Origin of the sequence: Streptomyces sp. NPDC051322 (assembly GCF_040689485.1) — a bacterium.
Classification (GTDB): Bacteria; Actinomycetota; Actinomycetes; order Streptomycetales; family Streptomycetaceae; genus Streptomyces.
Window position 1 is genome coordinate 444203 of record NZ_JBFBAK010000003.1, and the last position, 13935, is coordinate 458137.

The window sequence follows — 13935 nt, forward strand, 5'->3', positions numbered from 1 at the left end:
CGGCAGTGGTTGCTGCCGATCACGTCGGGTCGCGCTTGAACGAGGCGGTCGACCAGCGGTAGCCGAGCGCCGCGAGCACCAGGCACCAGGCGACCGCGAGCCACCCGTTGTGGCCGATGTCGGTGCCGAGCAGCAGACCGCGCAGGGTCTCGATGGCCGGCGTGAAGGGCTGGTACTCGGCGATGGGCTGGAACCAGCCCGGCATCGCGTCGATCGGGGTGAACGCGCTGGAGATGAGCGGCAGGAGGATCAGCGGCAGCGCGCTGTTGCTGGCCGCCTCGGCGTTCGGGCTGGCCATACCCATCCCGACGGCGATCCAGGTGAGCGCCAGGGCGAAGAGCACCAGCAGCCCGAACGCCGCCAGCCACTCCAGGGGCGAGGCGTCCGTGGAGCGGAAACCGATGGCCACGGCGACGATGCCGACGAGGACCACGCTGGCGACCGACTGCAGCACACTGCCGACGACGTGCCCGATGAGTACGGAGCCGCGGTGGATGGCCATGGTGCGGAAGCGGGCGATGATGCCCTCGGACATGTCGGTGGCGACGGACACCGCAGCTCCGATGACGGTGCTGCCGATAGTCATCAGCAGGACGCCGGGGACGACGTAGGCGATGTAGGCGGAGCGGCCGGCGCCGCCGCCGGCGATGCCGGCGCTCATCACGTCACCGAAGATGTAGACGAAGAGCAGCAGCAGCATGACCGGCGTGAGCAGCAGGTTCAGGGTCAGCGAGGGATAGCGCCGGGCATGCAGGAGGTTGCGGCGCAGCATGGTGTTCGAGTCGCGTACGGCGAGGGAGAGGGCGCTCATCGGACTGCCTCCGTGGGCTGGTTGTTCTGGCTGGGCACGTTGGTCCCGCCGGTCAGGGCGAAGAACACGTCGTCGAGGTCGGGGGTGTGCACGGTCAGCTCGTCCGCCTCGATGCCGGCCGAGTCCAGCCGGTCGAGGATGGCGCGCAGCTCGCGCTGACTGCCGTCGCTGGGGATCTGCAGCGCCAGCGCCTCGTCGTCCGTAGTGACCTCGCGCAGGGCGTCGGCGGCGGACCGGTAGGCGGCCGGGTCGGTGAAGCGCAGTCGCACGTGCCCGCCGGGGATGAGCCGCTTCAACTCGTCGGCGGTCCCCTCGGCGGCGATCCTGCCGTCGCTCAGGACCGCGATGCGGTCGGCGAGTTCGTCGGCCTCGTCCAGGTACTGGGTGGTGAGGAAGACGGTGACGCCGCCGGAGACCAGCGCGCGGATGATCCCCCACATGGTGTGACGGCTGCGCGGGTCGAGGCCGGTGGTCGGCTCGTCGAGGAAGATGATCCGCGGGTCGCCGACCAGCGTCATGGCGATGTCGAGGCGGCGCTTCATGCCGCCGGAGTAGGTGGAGGCGGGCTTCTTCGCGGCCTCGGTGAGGTCGAAGCGCTCCAGCAGTTCGGCGGTGACCTGCCGCCCCTCCCGCTTGGACAGGTGGTGCAGGTCCGCCATGAGGAGCATGTTCTCCTCGCCGGTGATCAGGCCGTCGACGGCGGAGAACTGTCCGGTGACGCCGATCGCGGCCCGCACGGCTTGCGGGTCGGCGGCCAGGTCGTGGCCGCCGACGTGCAGCTCGCCGGCGTCGGCGGTGATGAGGGTGGAGAGGATCTTGACGACGGTGGTCTTGCCCGCGCCGTTCGGGCCGAGCAGGGAGAAGACCGTGCCGGCCGGCACCGCCAGGTCGATACCGTCGAGCACGAGCTTGTCGCCGTAGGACTTGCGCAGCCCGTTCGCCGCGATGGCCAAGCTGGTCATGGAGGGGTGCTCCTTCTGGAGGCTGCGGATCAGAGGCGGGTGATCAGAGGCTGCGGGCGGTGATGTCGCCCTGGGAGGTGGTCGCGTGGATGTCGAGCTCGGCGGTGCCGTCGTTCTTGAGGTTGTTGCTGACACGGCCGTGGGAGGTGCCGGCGTCCAGGGAGGCCGATACTCCGGCGGCGGCACCGACCGAAACGTCGCCTGCCCGGGTGCGGAGCACGACCTTGCCGCGCACCGCCTCGGCGATCCGGATGTCCCCCCTCGTGGTGCTGATCTCCGCGGGGCCGCCCAGCCGGCCGACCTCGACATCGCCGTCGATCGCCCTGAGGCGGATGCTCGCGGCCTCGTCGATCTTGATCTGCTGGTATGCGCCGTCGAAGGCGACGTCGCCGAGGCGGCCGACGGCCCGGAATTCGGCGCTGGACGCCTTGGCGTCGACGCGGGAACCGGTGGGCAGTTGGACCGTCACCTCGATCGCTCCGGAGGGCCCGAGGTACTGGTTCTTCGCCGGGACCTCGATCCGCAGAACTCCGTCCGCGTAGTCGACCGTGGTCTGTTCTGCCGCCTTTGCGTCGCGGCTCTTCGAGGCGTTTGCGGGCCGGACATCGACCGCGGTGTCGGCCCGGTCGGCGGCGATGATCTGGACCCGCCCCGCGGGGACGTCGAGGACGGCGGAGATCGGGGCGGGGCTGTCGAACTTCTGCATCGTGCGCTCCTTCGGCTTTTTGTTTCCGATGAGAGAAACGCTACGTTGCGTTCGCAGGTACGACAACAAGTCTGTTGCGGTCTAACCGCCAACTGGCAGGTCACGCCCGGTATTTCATTGCAATCGTCTTGATGTTTAATGCAACGTCGGCCGCTTGTTCGTTGCAATGGAATGAAAGTGAACGCTATACTGACGGCACCGAGGAGCGCGAAGGAGATGGCAATGCCCGGAGGCAGGCTCACCCACCAGGACCGGCAGCAGATCGCGCTGGGACTGGCCGACGGTCTTGCCTACGCGGAGATCGCCAGAGCTCTCGAGCGTCCGACCTCGACGGTCACGCGTGAGGTCATGCGCAACGGCGGCCCCACCGGGTACCGCGCGGACCTGGCCCACCGCGCCACGGAACGGCGCGCCCACCGGCGCAGGCCCGTCTCGTCCCGAGGGTCGGAGCCGGTTCACCAGCCACACGGACGCGACACCGAGGCCGTCCGTGAGTACGAGGAACTGTTCACCACTGTCATGATGCAGTCGGGCCTGCCCAAGATGATGGCGCGGGTGATGGTCTGCCTCCTCACCACCGATGCCGGCAGCCTGACGGCGTCCGAACTCGCCCAGCGCCTTCAGGTCAGCCCGGCGACCATCTCCAAATCGATCACGTTCCTGGAGGGCCAGGCCCTGGTGCGCAGGGAACGCGACGAACGCCGCCGCGAGCGCTACGTCGTCGACGAAGAGCTCTGGTACCAGTCCATGATCGCCAGCGTCCGGTCGCTCACCCAGCAGGTCGAGATCGCACGGCAGGGCGTCGGCGTCCTCGGTCCCGGCACCCCGGCCGCCGTCCGCCTGGAGAACGTCGCCCGCTTCCTCGACTTCGTCGGCGAGAGCCTCGCCCGCGCCGCTGAGCAGGCCCGCGAGATCCTCTCCACGAAAGCCGAGACGCCCTCTTGAGCCGGGCGAGCCGGGGCCCTTGCGGTGCGCAGGGCCCCGGTGCCAGTGGTGGTGTCAGCCGGTCATGTCGGCGCCCAGCAGCGGGGTGCCGGTCGCGGAGACCTTGGTGGCGGTGAGGCCGTAGCCCGCGCCGGTCGCAACCAGCTTGCTGCCGTTCGAGTTGAAGGTGACGACGAAGCCGTCGGAGTTGTTCTCGTGCGGCGAGCCGACCGTCAGATCGGCCTTGCCGTCGTTGTCGGTGTCGGTGAGGTACACCTCGGCCCCGAAGCCGTCGCCCTTCTCGTTGCTGCCGGGGACACCGGGGGTGTCCTGGGCGAGCACCTGGGCGCCGGTGCTGGTGAAGCCGCTGGTGGAGCCGTAGAGGACGGTGACCATGCCGGCGTCGGGGACACCGCTCAGGTCCTCACCGGGGGCGCCGACCGCGATGTCGTCCATGCCGTCGCCGTTGATGTCGCCGAGGGTGAGCTCGTAACCGAAGACGTCGTTGCTCTCGCCGGCTCCGGGGACGCCCGGGGTGTCCTGGTTGATGGAGTCCTGGCCGCCGTCGGGGCCGTTCGCCGTGCCGTAGACGACCTTGACGACGCCGCCCTTGTGCGAGCCGGGGATTTCGGCATCCCACTGGGCGCCGATGACGATGTCTCCATAGCCGTCGCCGTTGACGTCGCCGATGTCGGAGATGATGCCGGCGGGGAGCTTCTGGACGCCGGTCCTCGTCACGCCGGATGCGCTGCCCGGAAGGTAGTAGTTGGAGTTCCACCCGTCGGTGGTGCCCGTTTCGTAACCGTCCACCAGGAGGTCGGTCCGGCCGTCGTGGTTGACGTCGCCCGGGGTGAGGTTGAAGAAGTCCATGCCCGGGACCTTCTGGACCGGGGCGGCGACCGAATAATGGCCGCCCGTGGAGCCGGTCTTCGTGAAGCCGCCGCGGTAGACGTCGACGATGTTCTGGTCGTTGGCGATGGCGAGGTCGGCCTTCCCGTCGCCGTTGTAGTCGCCGGCGGCCACCAGGTCACCGAAGTGGTCGTGACTGCCGGCCGCCGGATCCGCGACGGTCCTGCCGCCGGACAGGCCGCCGCTCGAGCCCCAGAGGATGGTGACCGAACCGCCGTCGACGTCCGAACCGATATCCTCGCCGTCGGCGCCCACCGCGAGGTCGGCATAGCCGTCACCGTTGAAGTCGCCGGCGCTGATCATTCCGCCGAAGCGGTCGTCCTTCTCGGCGCCGCCGGGCACGCCTGCGCTGTTCTGGCTGACCGTCTGGATCTTGGACTTGCCCGCGCCGGCGGCCGATCCGTAGAGGATCGAGACCGATCCCGCACCAGTCCTGCCGTTCACCGCGGCGAGAGGTTCGGTGACCGCGACATCGCGGTACCCGTCGCCGTTGAAGTCGCCCTGCGTGCCGGAGGGCGCGGCGGCGGCGCTGCTCGCCGTGACGATCAGCAGTCCGCCGGTGAGAGCGGCGGCTGCTGAGGTGGCGAGAGCGGTACGGAGCTGTCTGTGCACGGAGGTTTCTCCTCTGATCGGCGCTGGCCGGGGCAGAGGAGAGACCTTCGGCGAGGTCGGATGGTTGTACCGGGCAGGACGGAAACGTGACGGGGCCGGATCCACCCTCGGATGGGTTCGGCCCCGTCACGTGCCCGTGCGGATGACGACCAGGCGGTTACTGCGCCGGTTCGGTCTCCGGCGCGTCCTCGGCCGTCGGCTCGCCGGCCGGGTCCACCGGGACCTTCACGGAGTCGAGCAGCAGCTGCGCGACGTCGACGACCTGGAGCGATTCCTTCGCCTGGCCGGAGCCCGCGGTGGAGCCGCTGTCGGATGCCTTCTTGCCGTTGACGGAGTCGGTGAGCATGACGAGGCAGAAGGGGCAGGCGGTGGAGACGATGTCCGGGTTGAGGGAGAGGGCCTCGTCGACGCGCTCGTTGTTGATGCGCTTGCCGATCCGTTCCTCCATCCACATCCGGGCGCCACCGGCACCGCAGCAGAAGCCGCGTTCCTTGTGCCGGTGCATCTCCTCGCTGCGCACGCCGGGCACCTTGGCGATGATCTCGCGCGGCGGTGTGTAGATCTTGTTGTGCCGGCCCAGGTAGCAGGGGTCGTGGTAGGTGATCAGACCCTCGACCGGGGTGACGGGGATCAGCTTGCCCTCGTCGATGAGGTGCTGGAGCAGCTGGGTGTGGTGGATGACCTCGTACTCGCCGCCGAGCTGGGGGTACTCGTTGGCGATGGTGTTGAAGCAGTGCGGGCAGGTCGCGACGATCTTCTTGGCCGTCTTGGGCTTCTTCGTGGCGGCGTCTTCATCGTCCTCGCCGTAGGCCATGTTGAGCATGGCCACGTTCTCCTGGCCGAGCTGCTGGAAGAGCGGCTCGTTGCCCAGGCGGCGGGCGGAGTCACCGGTGCACTTCTCGTCGCCGCCCATGATCGCGAACTTGACGCCCGCGATGTGCAGCAACTCGGCGAAGGCCTTGGTGGTCTTCTTCGCCCGGTCCTCCAGGGCGCCCGCGCAGCCCACCCAGTACAGGTAGTCGACCTCGGTGAGGTCCTCGATGTCCTTGCCGACGATCGGGACCTCGAAGTCGACCTCCTTGGTCCACTCGACGCGCTGCTTCTTGGCCAGGCCCCAGGGGTTGCCCTTCTTCTCCAGGTTCTTGAGCATCGTGCCCGCCTCGCTGGGGAAGCTGGACTCGATCATCACCTGGTAGCGGCGCATGTCGACGATGTGGTCGACGTGCTCGATGTCGACCGGGCACTGCTCCACGCAGGCACCGCAGGTGGTGCACGACCACAGCACGTCCGGGTCGATGACACCGCCCTCTTCGAGGGTGCCGATCAGGGGGCGCTCGGCCTCGGCGAGAGCCGCGGCGGGCACGTCCGCCAACTGCTCGGCGGTGGCCTGCTCCTCGCCCTCCATCGATTTGCCGCCACCAGCGAGCAGGTACGGGGCCTTGGCGTGCGCGTGGTCCCGCAAGCTCATGATCAGCAGCTTCGGGGAGAGCGGCTTGCCGGTGTTCCAGGCGGGGCACTGCGACTGGCAGCGGCCGCACTCCGTACAGGTGGAGAAGTCCAGCAGGCCCTTCCAGGAGAAGTGCTCGACCTGCGAGACCCCGAAGACGTCGTCCTCGCCCGGGTCCTCGAAGTCGATCTCCTTGCCGCCCGACGTCATCGGCTGCAGCGCGCCGAGCGCCGTGCCGCCGTCCGATTCGCGCTTGAACCAGATGTTCGGGAAGGCCAGGAAACGGTGCCAGGCCACCCCCATGTCGGTCTTGAGCCCGACCACGATCATCCAGACGAACGACGTCCCGATCTTGATCATCGCGGTGAGGTAGATCAGGTTCTGCAGCGTGCCGACGCTGATCCCCTTGAAGGCCGCGACCAGCGGATACGAGGCGAAGTAGGCCGCCTGGTAGCCGTGCACGCCCGCCAGCGCGCCCTCCAGGCCGCGCAGCGTGTAGATCGCCAGGCCGATGATCAGGATGACGGCCTCGACGAAGTACGCCTGACCGAAGTTCGAGCCCGCGAACCGGGACTTGCGGCCGGCCCGGTTCGGCAGCGAGAGCTGACGGATCACGATCAGCGTGAGGATGCCGAGCGTGGTCATCACGCCGATGAACTCCACGAACATCTCGTACGGCAGCCAGTCACCGATGACCGGCAGCAGCCAGTCGGCCTTGAACAGCTGGCCGAGAGCGTTCACCAGAGTCAGCACGAGCGAGAAGAAGCCGACCGCCACGAACCAGTGCGCGAAGCCGACAATGCCCCACTTACTCATCCGGGTGTGGCCGAGAAACTCCTTCACCACCGTGACGGTGCGCCGGCCCGGTTCGTCCGTGCGGGTACCCGCCGGGACGTTCTGACCGAGCCGCACATAGCGGTAGATCTGCGCGATGGCTCGGGCGAACAGCGCGATACCGACCACGGCGAGTACCAGCGACACAATGATCGCGGCGAGTTGCATGGGGGCTCCTCGGGCCTGCGAGGTGGGATTTCAGCGAATACTAAGCAGTAACTTAATTTGGTCCGTGCTGAGCGTACCCAGATATCCGGCCGCGATGTTACGGGGCGGGCGGTGATCTGCGTCGCTCAGGTACGCCTCAGCGGGTCAGTCCGATGCCGCATATACCGCATATACCACACATAACGCTCAGGAGGTCGGGGTACGCCGAAGGGCCCGGCCGCAGCTTGTGCTGCGGCCGGGCCCTTCGGCGCATCGCTCCACCGGACGGTGAAGGCCCGGGCGGTTCGGACGCGGTCAGCTGCCGTCGACGGATCCGTTGCCCGAGAGGACCGGGATGTTGGAGAGGATGTGCGAGAGCGCGTCGTCGCCCTTGGCCTGGGTGGAGTTCTCGGTGCACTGCTGGTTCTGCGGCGACGAGAGGACCGGGATGTCCTGGACGCTGACCGGGACGACACCGACCAGTGAGCCGACGTTGGCCTTGGCGGGCAGGCCGATGCAGGGCTTGTTGAGCGAGCCCTGGACCAGGCTCATCTGCGGGCTCATGTCGCCGTGCGTCTCGGCGTTGCCGTACACCTGCGCGGAGTCGTTGGTGCTCCGCGCGGTGGTGCCGCCGCCGTTCCCGACGGCCATGGCCTGCGGGGCCATCATCGCACCGGCGCCCGCCACGGTAAGGGTGACTGCCGCAGTGGCCATAGCCTTCTTGATCATGTCGCGTCCTTCTGTTTCTGGTGCATGGAATGCCCGCTTCCGAGCGACCTGATCAACTCCCGGCCGGGGCAATGGTTGCGCCGCTTCACTCATATGGCTTTGTGATCACCCGGATCTGCCGGGTGAGTTGACGAGGAGGGGAGGGGACGGGAGAGCGAGTGGACGGGAGAGGCTTCAGTTCCCGCCGAGCTGCACGCCGCCCAGCATCGGCGGGACATGCGAAACGGACGAAAGGACCTTCTGCGGGGCTTCGTTCTTGGCCTTGACCACATTGCCCGCGGCGCCGGTGACCGGGGCCACCGGGGAGTGCGGGTCCTGCAGCGTCTGCGCGGCACCGGCCAGGCCGTCGGTGAGCGTCGTGGACGGGACGGCGCCCGCTGCGGCGAACGCGGGGGCGGCTGCTCCGGCGCCCATCGCCATCACGGAACCGGCGACGACCACAGCGACCTTCGAGTACTTCATGTTTCGTATACCTTCCTCCGGCGGCGCTGTTCGCGGCCACGACTCTCGCGCCCCGACACCATCCTGAGGATGCTGATGCGCCACCGCCGCGCTGCCTAACGACGCGTACCGGTAAGGGAAACGCCGCACGGAAACGCATCGTGGCCGTCGGGAACACGGTGGTGTTCCCGACGGCCACGTCAAGGACAGCCCTTACGGGCGGCCCTCAGGCTCAGACGTTGGCGCACTCGTTGCCGAACGCCGGGTTCAGCAGCGCGATGACGTTGACGGTGTTGCCGCACGCGTTCACCGGAACGTGCACGGGCACCTGAACGACGTTGCCGGAGATCACGCCGGGGGAATTCTTGGCGCTACCCGCCGCACCCGCGTCGGCCATGGCGGGCGCCGCGGCGCCCACAGCCAGCATGAGACCGGACACGACAACAGCAGCCTTCGTGAACTTCATGTCGATCCTTCCTGTAGCGGTGCCTCCGCAGCACGACCATCGCGACGCGTTCTCAGTTTCCTGATTCTGAACACCACTGCAGGACTGGTAACGAGCGGCACCGCTTTTGGAAACCTCGGAGTTCCTTCCTGTCCGGAAGTCACTCCAATGCTTGAGTGGGTTTCAGTTCAATGGAGCAATTCGAATCGGTCAGCTGCCGTCGACGGATCCGTTGCCCGAGAGGACCGGGATGTTGGAGAGGACGTGCGACAGCGCGTCGTCGCCCTTGGCCTGGGTGGAGTTCTCGGTGCACTGCTGGTTCTGCGGCGACGAGAGGACCGGGATGTCCTGGACGGTGACCGGGACGAAGCCGACCAGCGAGCCGACGTTGCCCTTGGCGGGCAGGCCGATGCAGGGCTTGTTGAGCGAGCCCTGGACCAGGCTGAGCTGCGGGCTCATGTCGCCGTGGGTGACCTCATTGCCGAAGGCCTGCACCGAACCGTTATCGGCGGCTGTGGTGGTGCCGCCCTGGTTGCCGATGGCCATGGCCTGCGGAGCCAGCGTCGCGCCGGCGCCCACGATCGAGGCGGTGACGGCTGCGGTGGCCAGAATCTTCTTGATCACTGTGGTTCCTTTTCTGCATGGCGCCCGGAAGCGGAGCAAGCTGATCAACTCCCCTCACCGTGTTTGGTTCCGGCCCGTCACTCGATTGCCTCAGCGTGCTCGGAGTGCGGGTGGGGAGTGCGCTTTTGCCGTGCGCCCTGTGCGCGCCTGCGGATGCGCTGAAACGGTCACTGGATGGGCGTCGAACGTCCGGGGATGATCGCATGATGGTCGAATTCGTGCGAGTCCTGCGTGATTTCCAACTGGCTTTCTGACAAAGTGCACTCCTGCTTGGTCGCTTTGATGGAAGTCGTTTTGACGGAAACGGGAGAGCCAGTCAATGAGAAGAACGACGGGTCCAGCTGCGCGGTATGTTCTGGGCGTACTGTCGTGTGTGGCGCTTTCGGCCGCACTTCTTGCGACGCCGGCCACCTCCGCTCCGCGGGAAGCGGCCAGGATTCCTTTCGCCCAGCGCTATCACGCGGTGCAGCACGGCGGCATCGCCACGGCGGCCAACTCCGCGATCAGCTGTCGGACCGCCGATGACCCGGCGGTGGCCGCCTGCCGGCGGGTGCGGCACGGCGGGCAGGGGGCCAACAGCGATTTCGACATGTTCTACAGCGATGTCGACAAGGACCCCAACACCTACAACTCCACCCGCGCCGAGCTGACCCTCCCTGAGGACTCGCAGGTCAGCTACGCCCGGCTCTACTGGGGTGCCAATCTGCGGGTCGGCGAGCAGAAGCCGCCGAAGGACAACGGCCGGGTGCTCATCGCCGAGCAGGGCGGCGAGTACAAGGAAGTGCTGGCCGACACCCGCGTCGCGCACCGCACCGCCGACGGCAGCGACGCCTTCCAGGCATCGGCCGACGTCACACCGCTGATCCGCAGCAGCGGGTCCGGCCTCTACACGGTGGCGCAGGTCAATGTCGCCAGGGGGCGGTCGGCGGTCGGCGCCTGGGGCGGCTGGACCCTGGTCGTCGCCTACCGGGACGACCAGGAGCCGAAACGCCGGCTCACCCTCTGGGACGGTTTCGAGCCGCTCGGCACGGACCGGCAGGCGCTGTCGGTGACCATGCCGGGCCTGGCCATCCCGCCCGGTGCCGCCGGTCGGGTGGGAGTGGTCGCCTACGACGGGGACCGCAGCGTCGAGGGCGATGCGGTGAGCGTCACGGCGGGCAGCCGTAAGGCGTTCACCCTGAGCAATTCCGCCAATCCGGCCAATAATGTGATGAATTCGACGATCACGGATTTCGGCCGCTCAGCGGAAAAACGGGAACCCGCGTACGTGAATACGCTCGGCTACGACTCGGACGTATTCGACCTGAAGCCCGCTCTCTCCCACGGCGGGGACAGCTTGCGCTTCCATTTCTCCGCCGAAAAGCAGGGGTACTTTCTCGGTGCGCTCTTCGTGCAGGCGGATTCGCGGCGCTGAGCTTCACCTTTCCGCGTTCCGTGAGCCCGCTTGCCGGGCCAGGTATCGAAGAGAGCCGCACGTGCTGCCAAAAATCACCACCGCGAGCCACCGGCTGACGGTGTTCCACCTGGTCCAGCCGGTGACCGGCGGGGTGCCCCAGGTGGTCACCGACCTGGTACGCGCCCAGGTCGGTCACGGAATCAGGGCCGTTGTCGGTTGCCCGCCGGGTACCCGGCTGTCCTGCGACCTTGCCGCCGTCGGCGCCGAGGTGCTCGGCTGGCATGCCGGTCGGGCGCCCGGTCCCGCGCTGCCGGCCGAGACCGTGTCCGCGGCCCGGTTGATCAGCGCGATCCGTCCCGACGTGGTGCACGCGCACAGCGCCAAGGCCGGTCTTGCCGGACGGCTGGCGGTACGCGGGCGCGTCCCGACGGTCTTCCAGCCGCACGCCTGGTCCTTCGAAGCGGTCGACGGTGTCGTCTCCCGGCTCGCGCTTGCCTGGGAGCGGTACGCGGCCCGCTGGGCCGACCGCGTCCTCTGTGTCAGCGAAGCCGAGCGGGCCGCCGGAGAGGCCGCCGGTATCGCTGCCCGCTGGACGGTGATCCGCAACGGCGTCGACCTCACCCAGTTCCGCACCGATCGCGCCGACGATGACCGGGCAGCCGATGACCGGGCCGACGATGACCGGGCCGACGATGACCGGGCAGCCGACGCCGACGGCACCCCGGGCATCCCGGCTACGGGAGGCCCGCTGGTGGTCTGCGTCGGCCGGCTCTGCCCGCAGAAGGGGCAGGACGTACTGCTGCGGGCCTGGCCCGAGATCGCCGGGAGAGTGCCCGGCGCCCGTCTGGCGCTGGTGGGCGACGGCCCCGATCGGGAACGGCTGACCCGGACGGCCCCGCCCGGAGTGCTGTTCACCGGTGCGGTGGACAGCGCCCGCGGCTGGCTGCGGGCCGCCGACGTGGTGGTGCTGCCGTCCCGCTGGGAGGGCATGGCACTCGTGCCGCTGGAGGCCATGGCCTGCGGCCGGCCGGTGGTCCTCTCCGATGTCGGTGGCGCCCGGGAGAGCCTGCCGCCCGGTCGGCAGCACCACGGACTCGTACCGCCGGACGACCCCGGGGCGCTGGCCGGCGCCGTCATCCGGCTGCTGACGGACCCCGCGCTGCGGGAGTCACTGGGCCGGCAGGCCGAAGCGCACGTCCGGGCCCGCTTCGATGTGCGGCACACGGCCGCCGCGGTCTCGGAGCTGTACGGGCAGCTGCTCGGCCGAACGCTGGACGGGCCGGCGAACGGCCCGGTGAACCGACCGCCGGACCGACTGCCGGGCCGGACCCGATCCACCACGAGGGAGCGCATCAGCCGATGACGATGGACAGCACACGCGCTCCCCACACCGGCCAGGACGGCGGCCCGGCGACGACCGTGCAGCGGCTGGCGCCCGCCATCCACCCACCACGGCGGCCGGACGCCCGGCATGCCGAACGCGCCGGAGCTCTGCGGCTGCGCGACAGCACCGGCGGGGCACCGCTGGTCCTCGCCGATGTACTCGCACCCGTCCTCACCGTCGCCGCGGTGCCGGGACTGCACCTTCCGACGCGAGTGCTGCCGCTGCTGCTGCCCCTGCTGCTCCTGCAGTTGGTGCTGCACACCCGTCGGGGGCTCTACCGGCGCAGGCTCTCACCGTCTGCACTGCCCGAACTGCCGACGCTGCTCGGCCACGCCCTGATCGTCTGGTGTGCCGCGGCGGCCGGCCTGGCGTCCGTCGGGCCGGTCCGGGTGCCGGCCTGGCAGGCGCTGCTCACCGCGGTCGCCGCACAGACCGCCATCGGTTGCGCCGGCCGGGGCGTCGCCCACCGGGTGGCGCGCTACCGGGCGGCGCGCCATCCCCGTTCCACGCTGATCGTCGGCGGAGGCGCCACCGCCCAGCAGATCGGCGCCGCGCTGTACGCGCACCCCGACTACGGGATGCGCCCGGTGGGCGTCGTCGAGACCGGACCGGCCGCGGTGAGCGACGCCGAGACTCCGGCGCCGCAGGTGCTGCCCGCCCAGCTGCCGGTGCCGCCCACCCAGCTTCCCGTGCTGTCGACCCATGAGGACATCGGCCGGGCCGTCATCCAGAACACCGTCCGCCACGCGCTCTTCGTCGCGCACGGGGGACACGGCGGGCCCGGGCCGGATGACGGAGCGCTGGTCCGGCTGCTCGCCGAACACGGTGTCCGGATGTGGCTCGTCGGCCGGGCGGCGGAGTCCGCCCCCACCGGCATGCCGCCCGATCACCTCTGGGGTTTCACCGTCCGGCCGTTGCGCTCCGCCCCCGCGCACCGGCCACAGCACTGGGGCAAGCGCGGACTCGACATCTGTCTCGCCCTGCCGGTGCTGGCGGTGGCGGCGCCGGTGATGGCGCTGTGCGTGCTGGCCGTACGGGTCTGCGACGGGCCGGGCGTCATCTTCCGGCAGGAACGCGTCGGTCAGGACGGCCGCGCCTTCACCCTGCTGAAGTTCCGCACGCTGCGCCCGGCGGACGAGCACGAGTCGGCGACCCGCTGGAGCGTCGCCCGGGACCACCGGATGAGCCGCGTCGGCGGCCTGCTGCGCCGGACCTCGCTGGACGAACTGCCGCAGCTGTGGAACGTACTGCGCGGCGACATGAGCCTGGTCGGCCCCCGGCCCGAACGCCCCTACTTCGTGGCGAAGTTCTCCGGCGCGCACCCCGGCTACCCGGCGAGACACCGCATGCCGGTCGGTATCACCGGGCTCGCCCAGGTCAACGGCCTGCGTGGGGACACCTCCATCGAGGACCGCGCGCGCTTCGACAACCACTACATCGACACCTGGTCGTTCTGGCAGGACATCTGCATCCTGGCCCGCACCGCAACCTCTCTCTTCCGCCTGGGAGGAAGCTGACCGTGACCGTCCTGACCGGCACCGCACGGCCCCTCACCACCACCACC

At 69.1% G+C, this 13935-nt stretch carries 13 protein-coding genes; 4 read left to right on the forward strand and 9 right to left on the reverse strand.

From position 1 onward, the window contains the following. Nucleotides 1-19 precede the first annotated feature (19 nt). From AB0436_RS10235 to AB0436_RS10245, 3 genes are read right to left on the reverse strand one after another with little or no spacing between them, the layout of a single operon-like run. Nucleotides 20-811, reverse strand: coding sequence for an ABC transporter permease (locus AB0436_RS10235; RefSeq protein ID WP_366467295.1), 792 nt, complete (start codon nucleotides 809-811; stop codon nucleotides 20-22). Then, complete coding sequence (locus tag AB0436_RS10240; protein ID WP_366467296.1) at nucleotides 808-1773, reverse strand: ATP-binding cassette domain-containing protein; 966 nt, start codon at nucleotides 1771-1773, stop codon at nucleotides 808-810. The genes AB0436_RS10235 and AB0436_RS10240 overlap by 4 nt, the downstream gene beginning before the upstream one ends. A gap of 43 nt (nucleotides 1774-1816) precedes the next feature. Beyond that, nucleotides 1817-2479 carry a DUF4097 family beta strand repeat-containing protein gene (locus AB0436_RS10245; protein ID WP_366467297.1) on the reverse strand — a complete coding sequence of 221 codons (663 nt, stop codon included), beginning with the start codon at nucleotides 2477-2479 and terminating at the stop codon, nucleotides 1817-1819. 222 nt (nucleotides 2480-2701) lie between these two features. Between AB0436_RS10245 and AB0436_RS10250 the strand changes: the two genes are divergently transcribed. Then, the gene (locus AB0436_RS10250) at nucleotides 2702-3424 is read left to right on the forward strand and encodes a helix-turn-helix domain-containing protein (protein ID WP_366467298.1); all 723 of its coding nucleotides are present in this window, start codon (nucleotides 2702-2704) and stop codon (nucleotides 3422-3424) included. Between the two features lie 54 nt (nucleotides 3425-3478). On the opposite strand, the gene AB0436_RS10255 is transcribed toward AB0436_RS10250, so the two are convergent. From AB0436_RS10255 to AB0436_RS10280, 6 genes are all read right to left on the reverse strand, one after another. After that, complete coding sequence (locus AB0436_RS10255) at nucleotides 3479-4924, reverse strand: FG-GAP-like repeat-containing protein (RefSeq protein ID WP_366467299.1); 1446 nt, start codon at nucleotides 4922-4924, stop codon at nucleotides 3479-3481. 157 nt (nucleotides 4925-5081) lie between these two features. Then, the gene (locus AB0436_RS10260; RefSeq protein WP_366467300.1) at nucleotides 5082-7373 is read right to left on the reverse strand and encodes a (Fe-S)-binding protein; all 2292 of its coding nucleotides are present in this window, start codon (nucleotides 7371-7373) and stop codon (nucleotides 5082-5084) included. Nucleotides 7374-7667: 294 nt separating this feature from the next. After that, the gene (locus AB0436_RS10265; RefSeq protein ID WP_366467301.1) at nucleotides 7668-8081 is read right to left on the reverse strand and encodes a rodlin; all 414 of its coding nucleotides are present in this window, start codon (nucleotides 8079-8081) and stop codon (nucleotides 7668-7670) included. Nucleotides 8082-8255: 174 nt separating this feature from the next. After that, nucleotides 8256-8543, reverse strand: a complete 288-nt coding sequence (locus tag AB0436_RS10270; protein WP_366467302.1) for a hypothetical protein — start codon at nucleotides 8541-8543, stop codon at nucleotides 8256-8258. Nucleotides 8544-8754: 211 nt separating this feature from the next. Next, nucleotides 8755-8988 carry a chaplin gene (locus AB0436_RS10275; RefSeq protein ID WP_366467303.1) on the reverse strand — a complete coding sequence of 78 codons (234 nt, stop codon included), beginning with the start codon at nucleotides 8986-8988 and terminating at the stop codon, nucleotides 8755-8757. A 189-nt stretch (nucleotides 8989-9177) separates the two neighbouring features. Further along, a complete protein-coding gene (locus AB0436_RS10280) occupies nucleotides 9178-9591 on the reverse strand; it encodes a rodlin (protein WP_366467304.1) in 414 nt (137 codons plus the stop codon). 373 nt (nucleotides 9592-9964) lie between these two features. Here AB0436_RS10280 and AB0436_RS10285 point away from each other — a divergent pair, with 373 nt between their 5' ends. The 3 genes from AB0436_RS10285 to AB0436_RS10295 all read left to right on the forward strand — a co-directional run bounded on the left by AB0436_RS10285 (nucleotide 9965) and on the right by AB0436_RS10295 (nucleotide 13888). Beyond that, nucleotides 9965-11005, forward strand: a complete 1041-nt coding sequence (locus AB0436_RS10285) for a DUF3344 domain-containing protein (protein ID WP_366467305.1) — start codon at nucleotides 9965-9967, stop codon at nucleotides 11003-11005. Between the two features lie 64 nt (nucleotides 11006-11069). Further along, a complete protein-coding gene (locus AB0436_RS10290; RefSeq protein ID WP_366467496.1) occupies nucleotides 11070-12350 on the forward strand; it encodes a glycosyltransferase in 1281 nt (426 codons plus the stop codon). Further along, nucleotides 12347-13888, forward strand: a complete 1542-nt coding sequence (locus AB0436_RS10295; RefSeq protein WP_366467306.1) for a sugar transferase — start codon at nucleotides 12347-12349, stop codon at nucleotides 13886-13888. The genes AB0436_RS10290 and AB0436_RS10295 overlap by 4 nt, the downstream gene beginning before the upstream one ends. Nucleotides 13889-13935 lie beyond the last annotated feature (47 nt).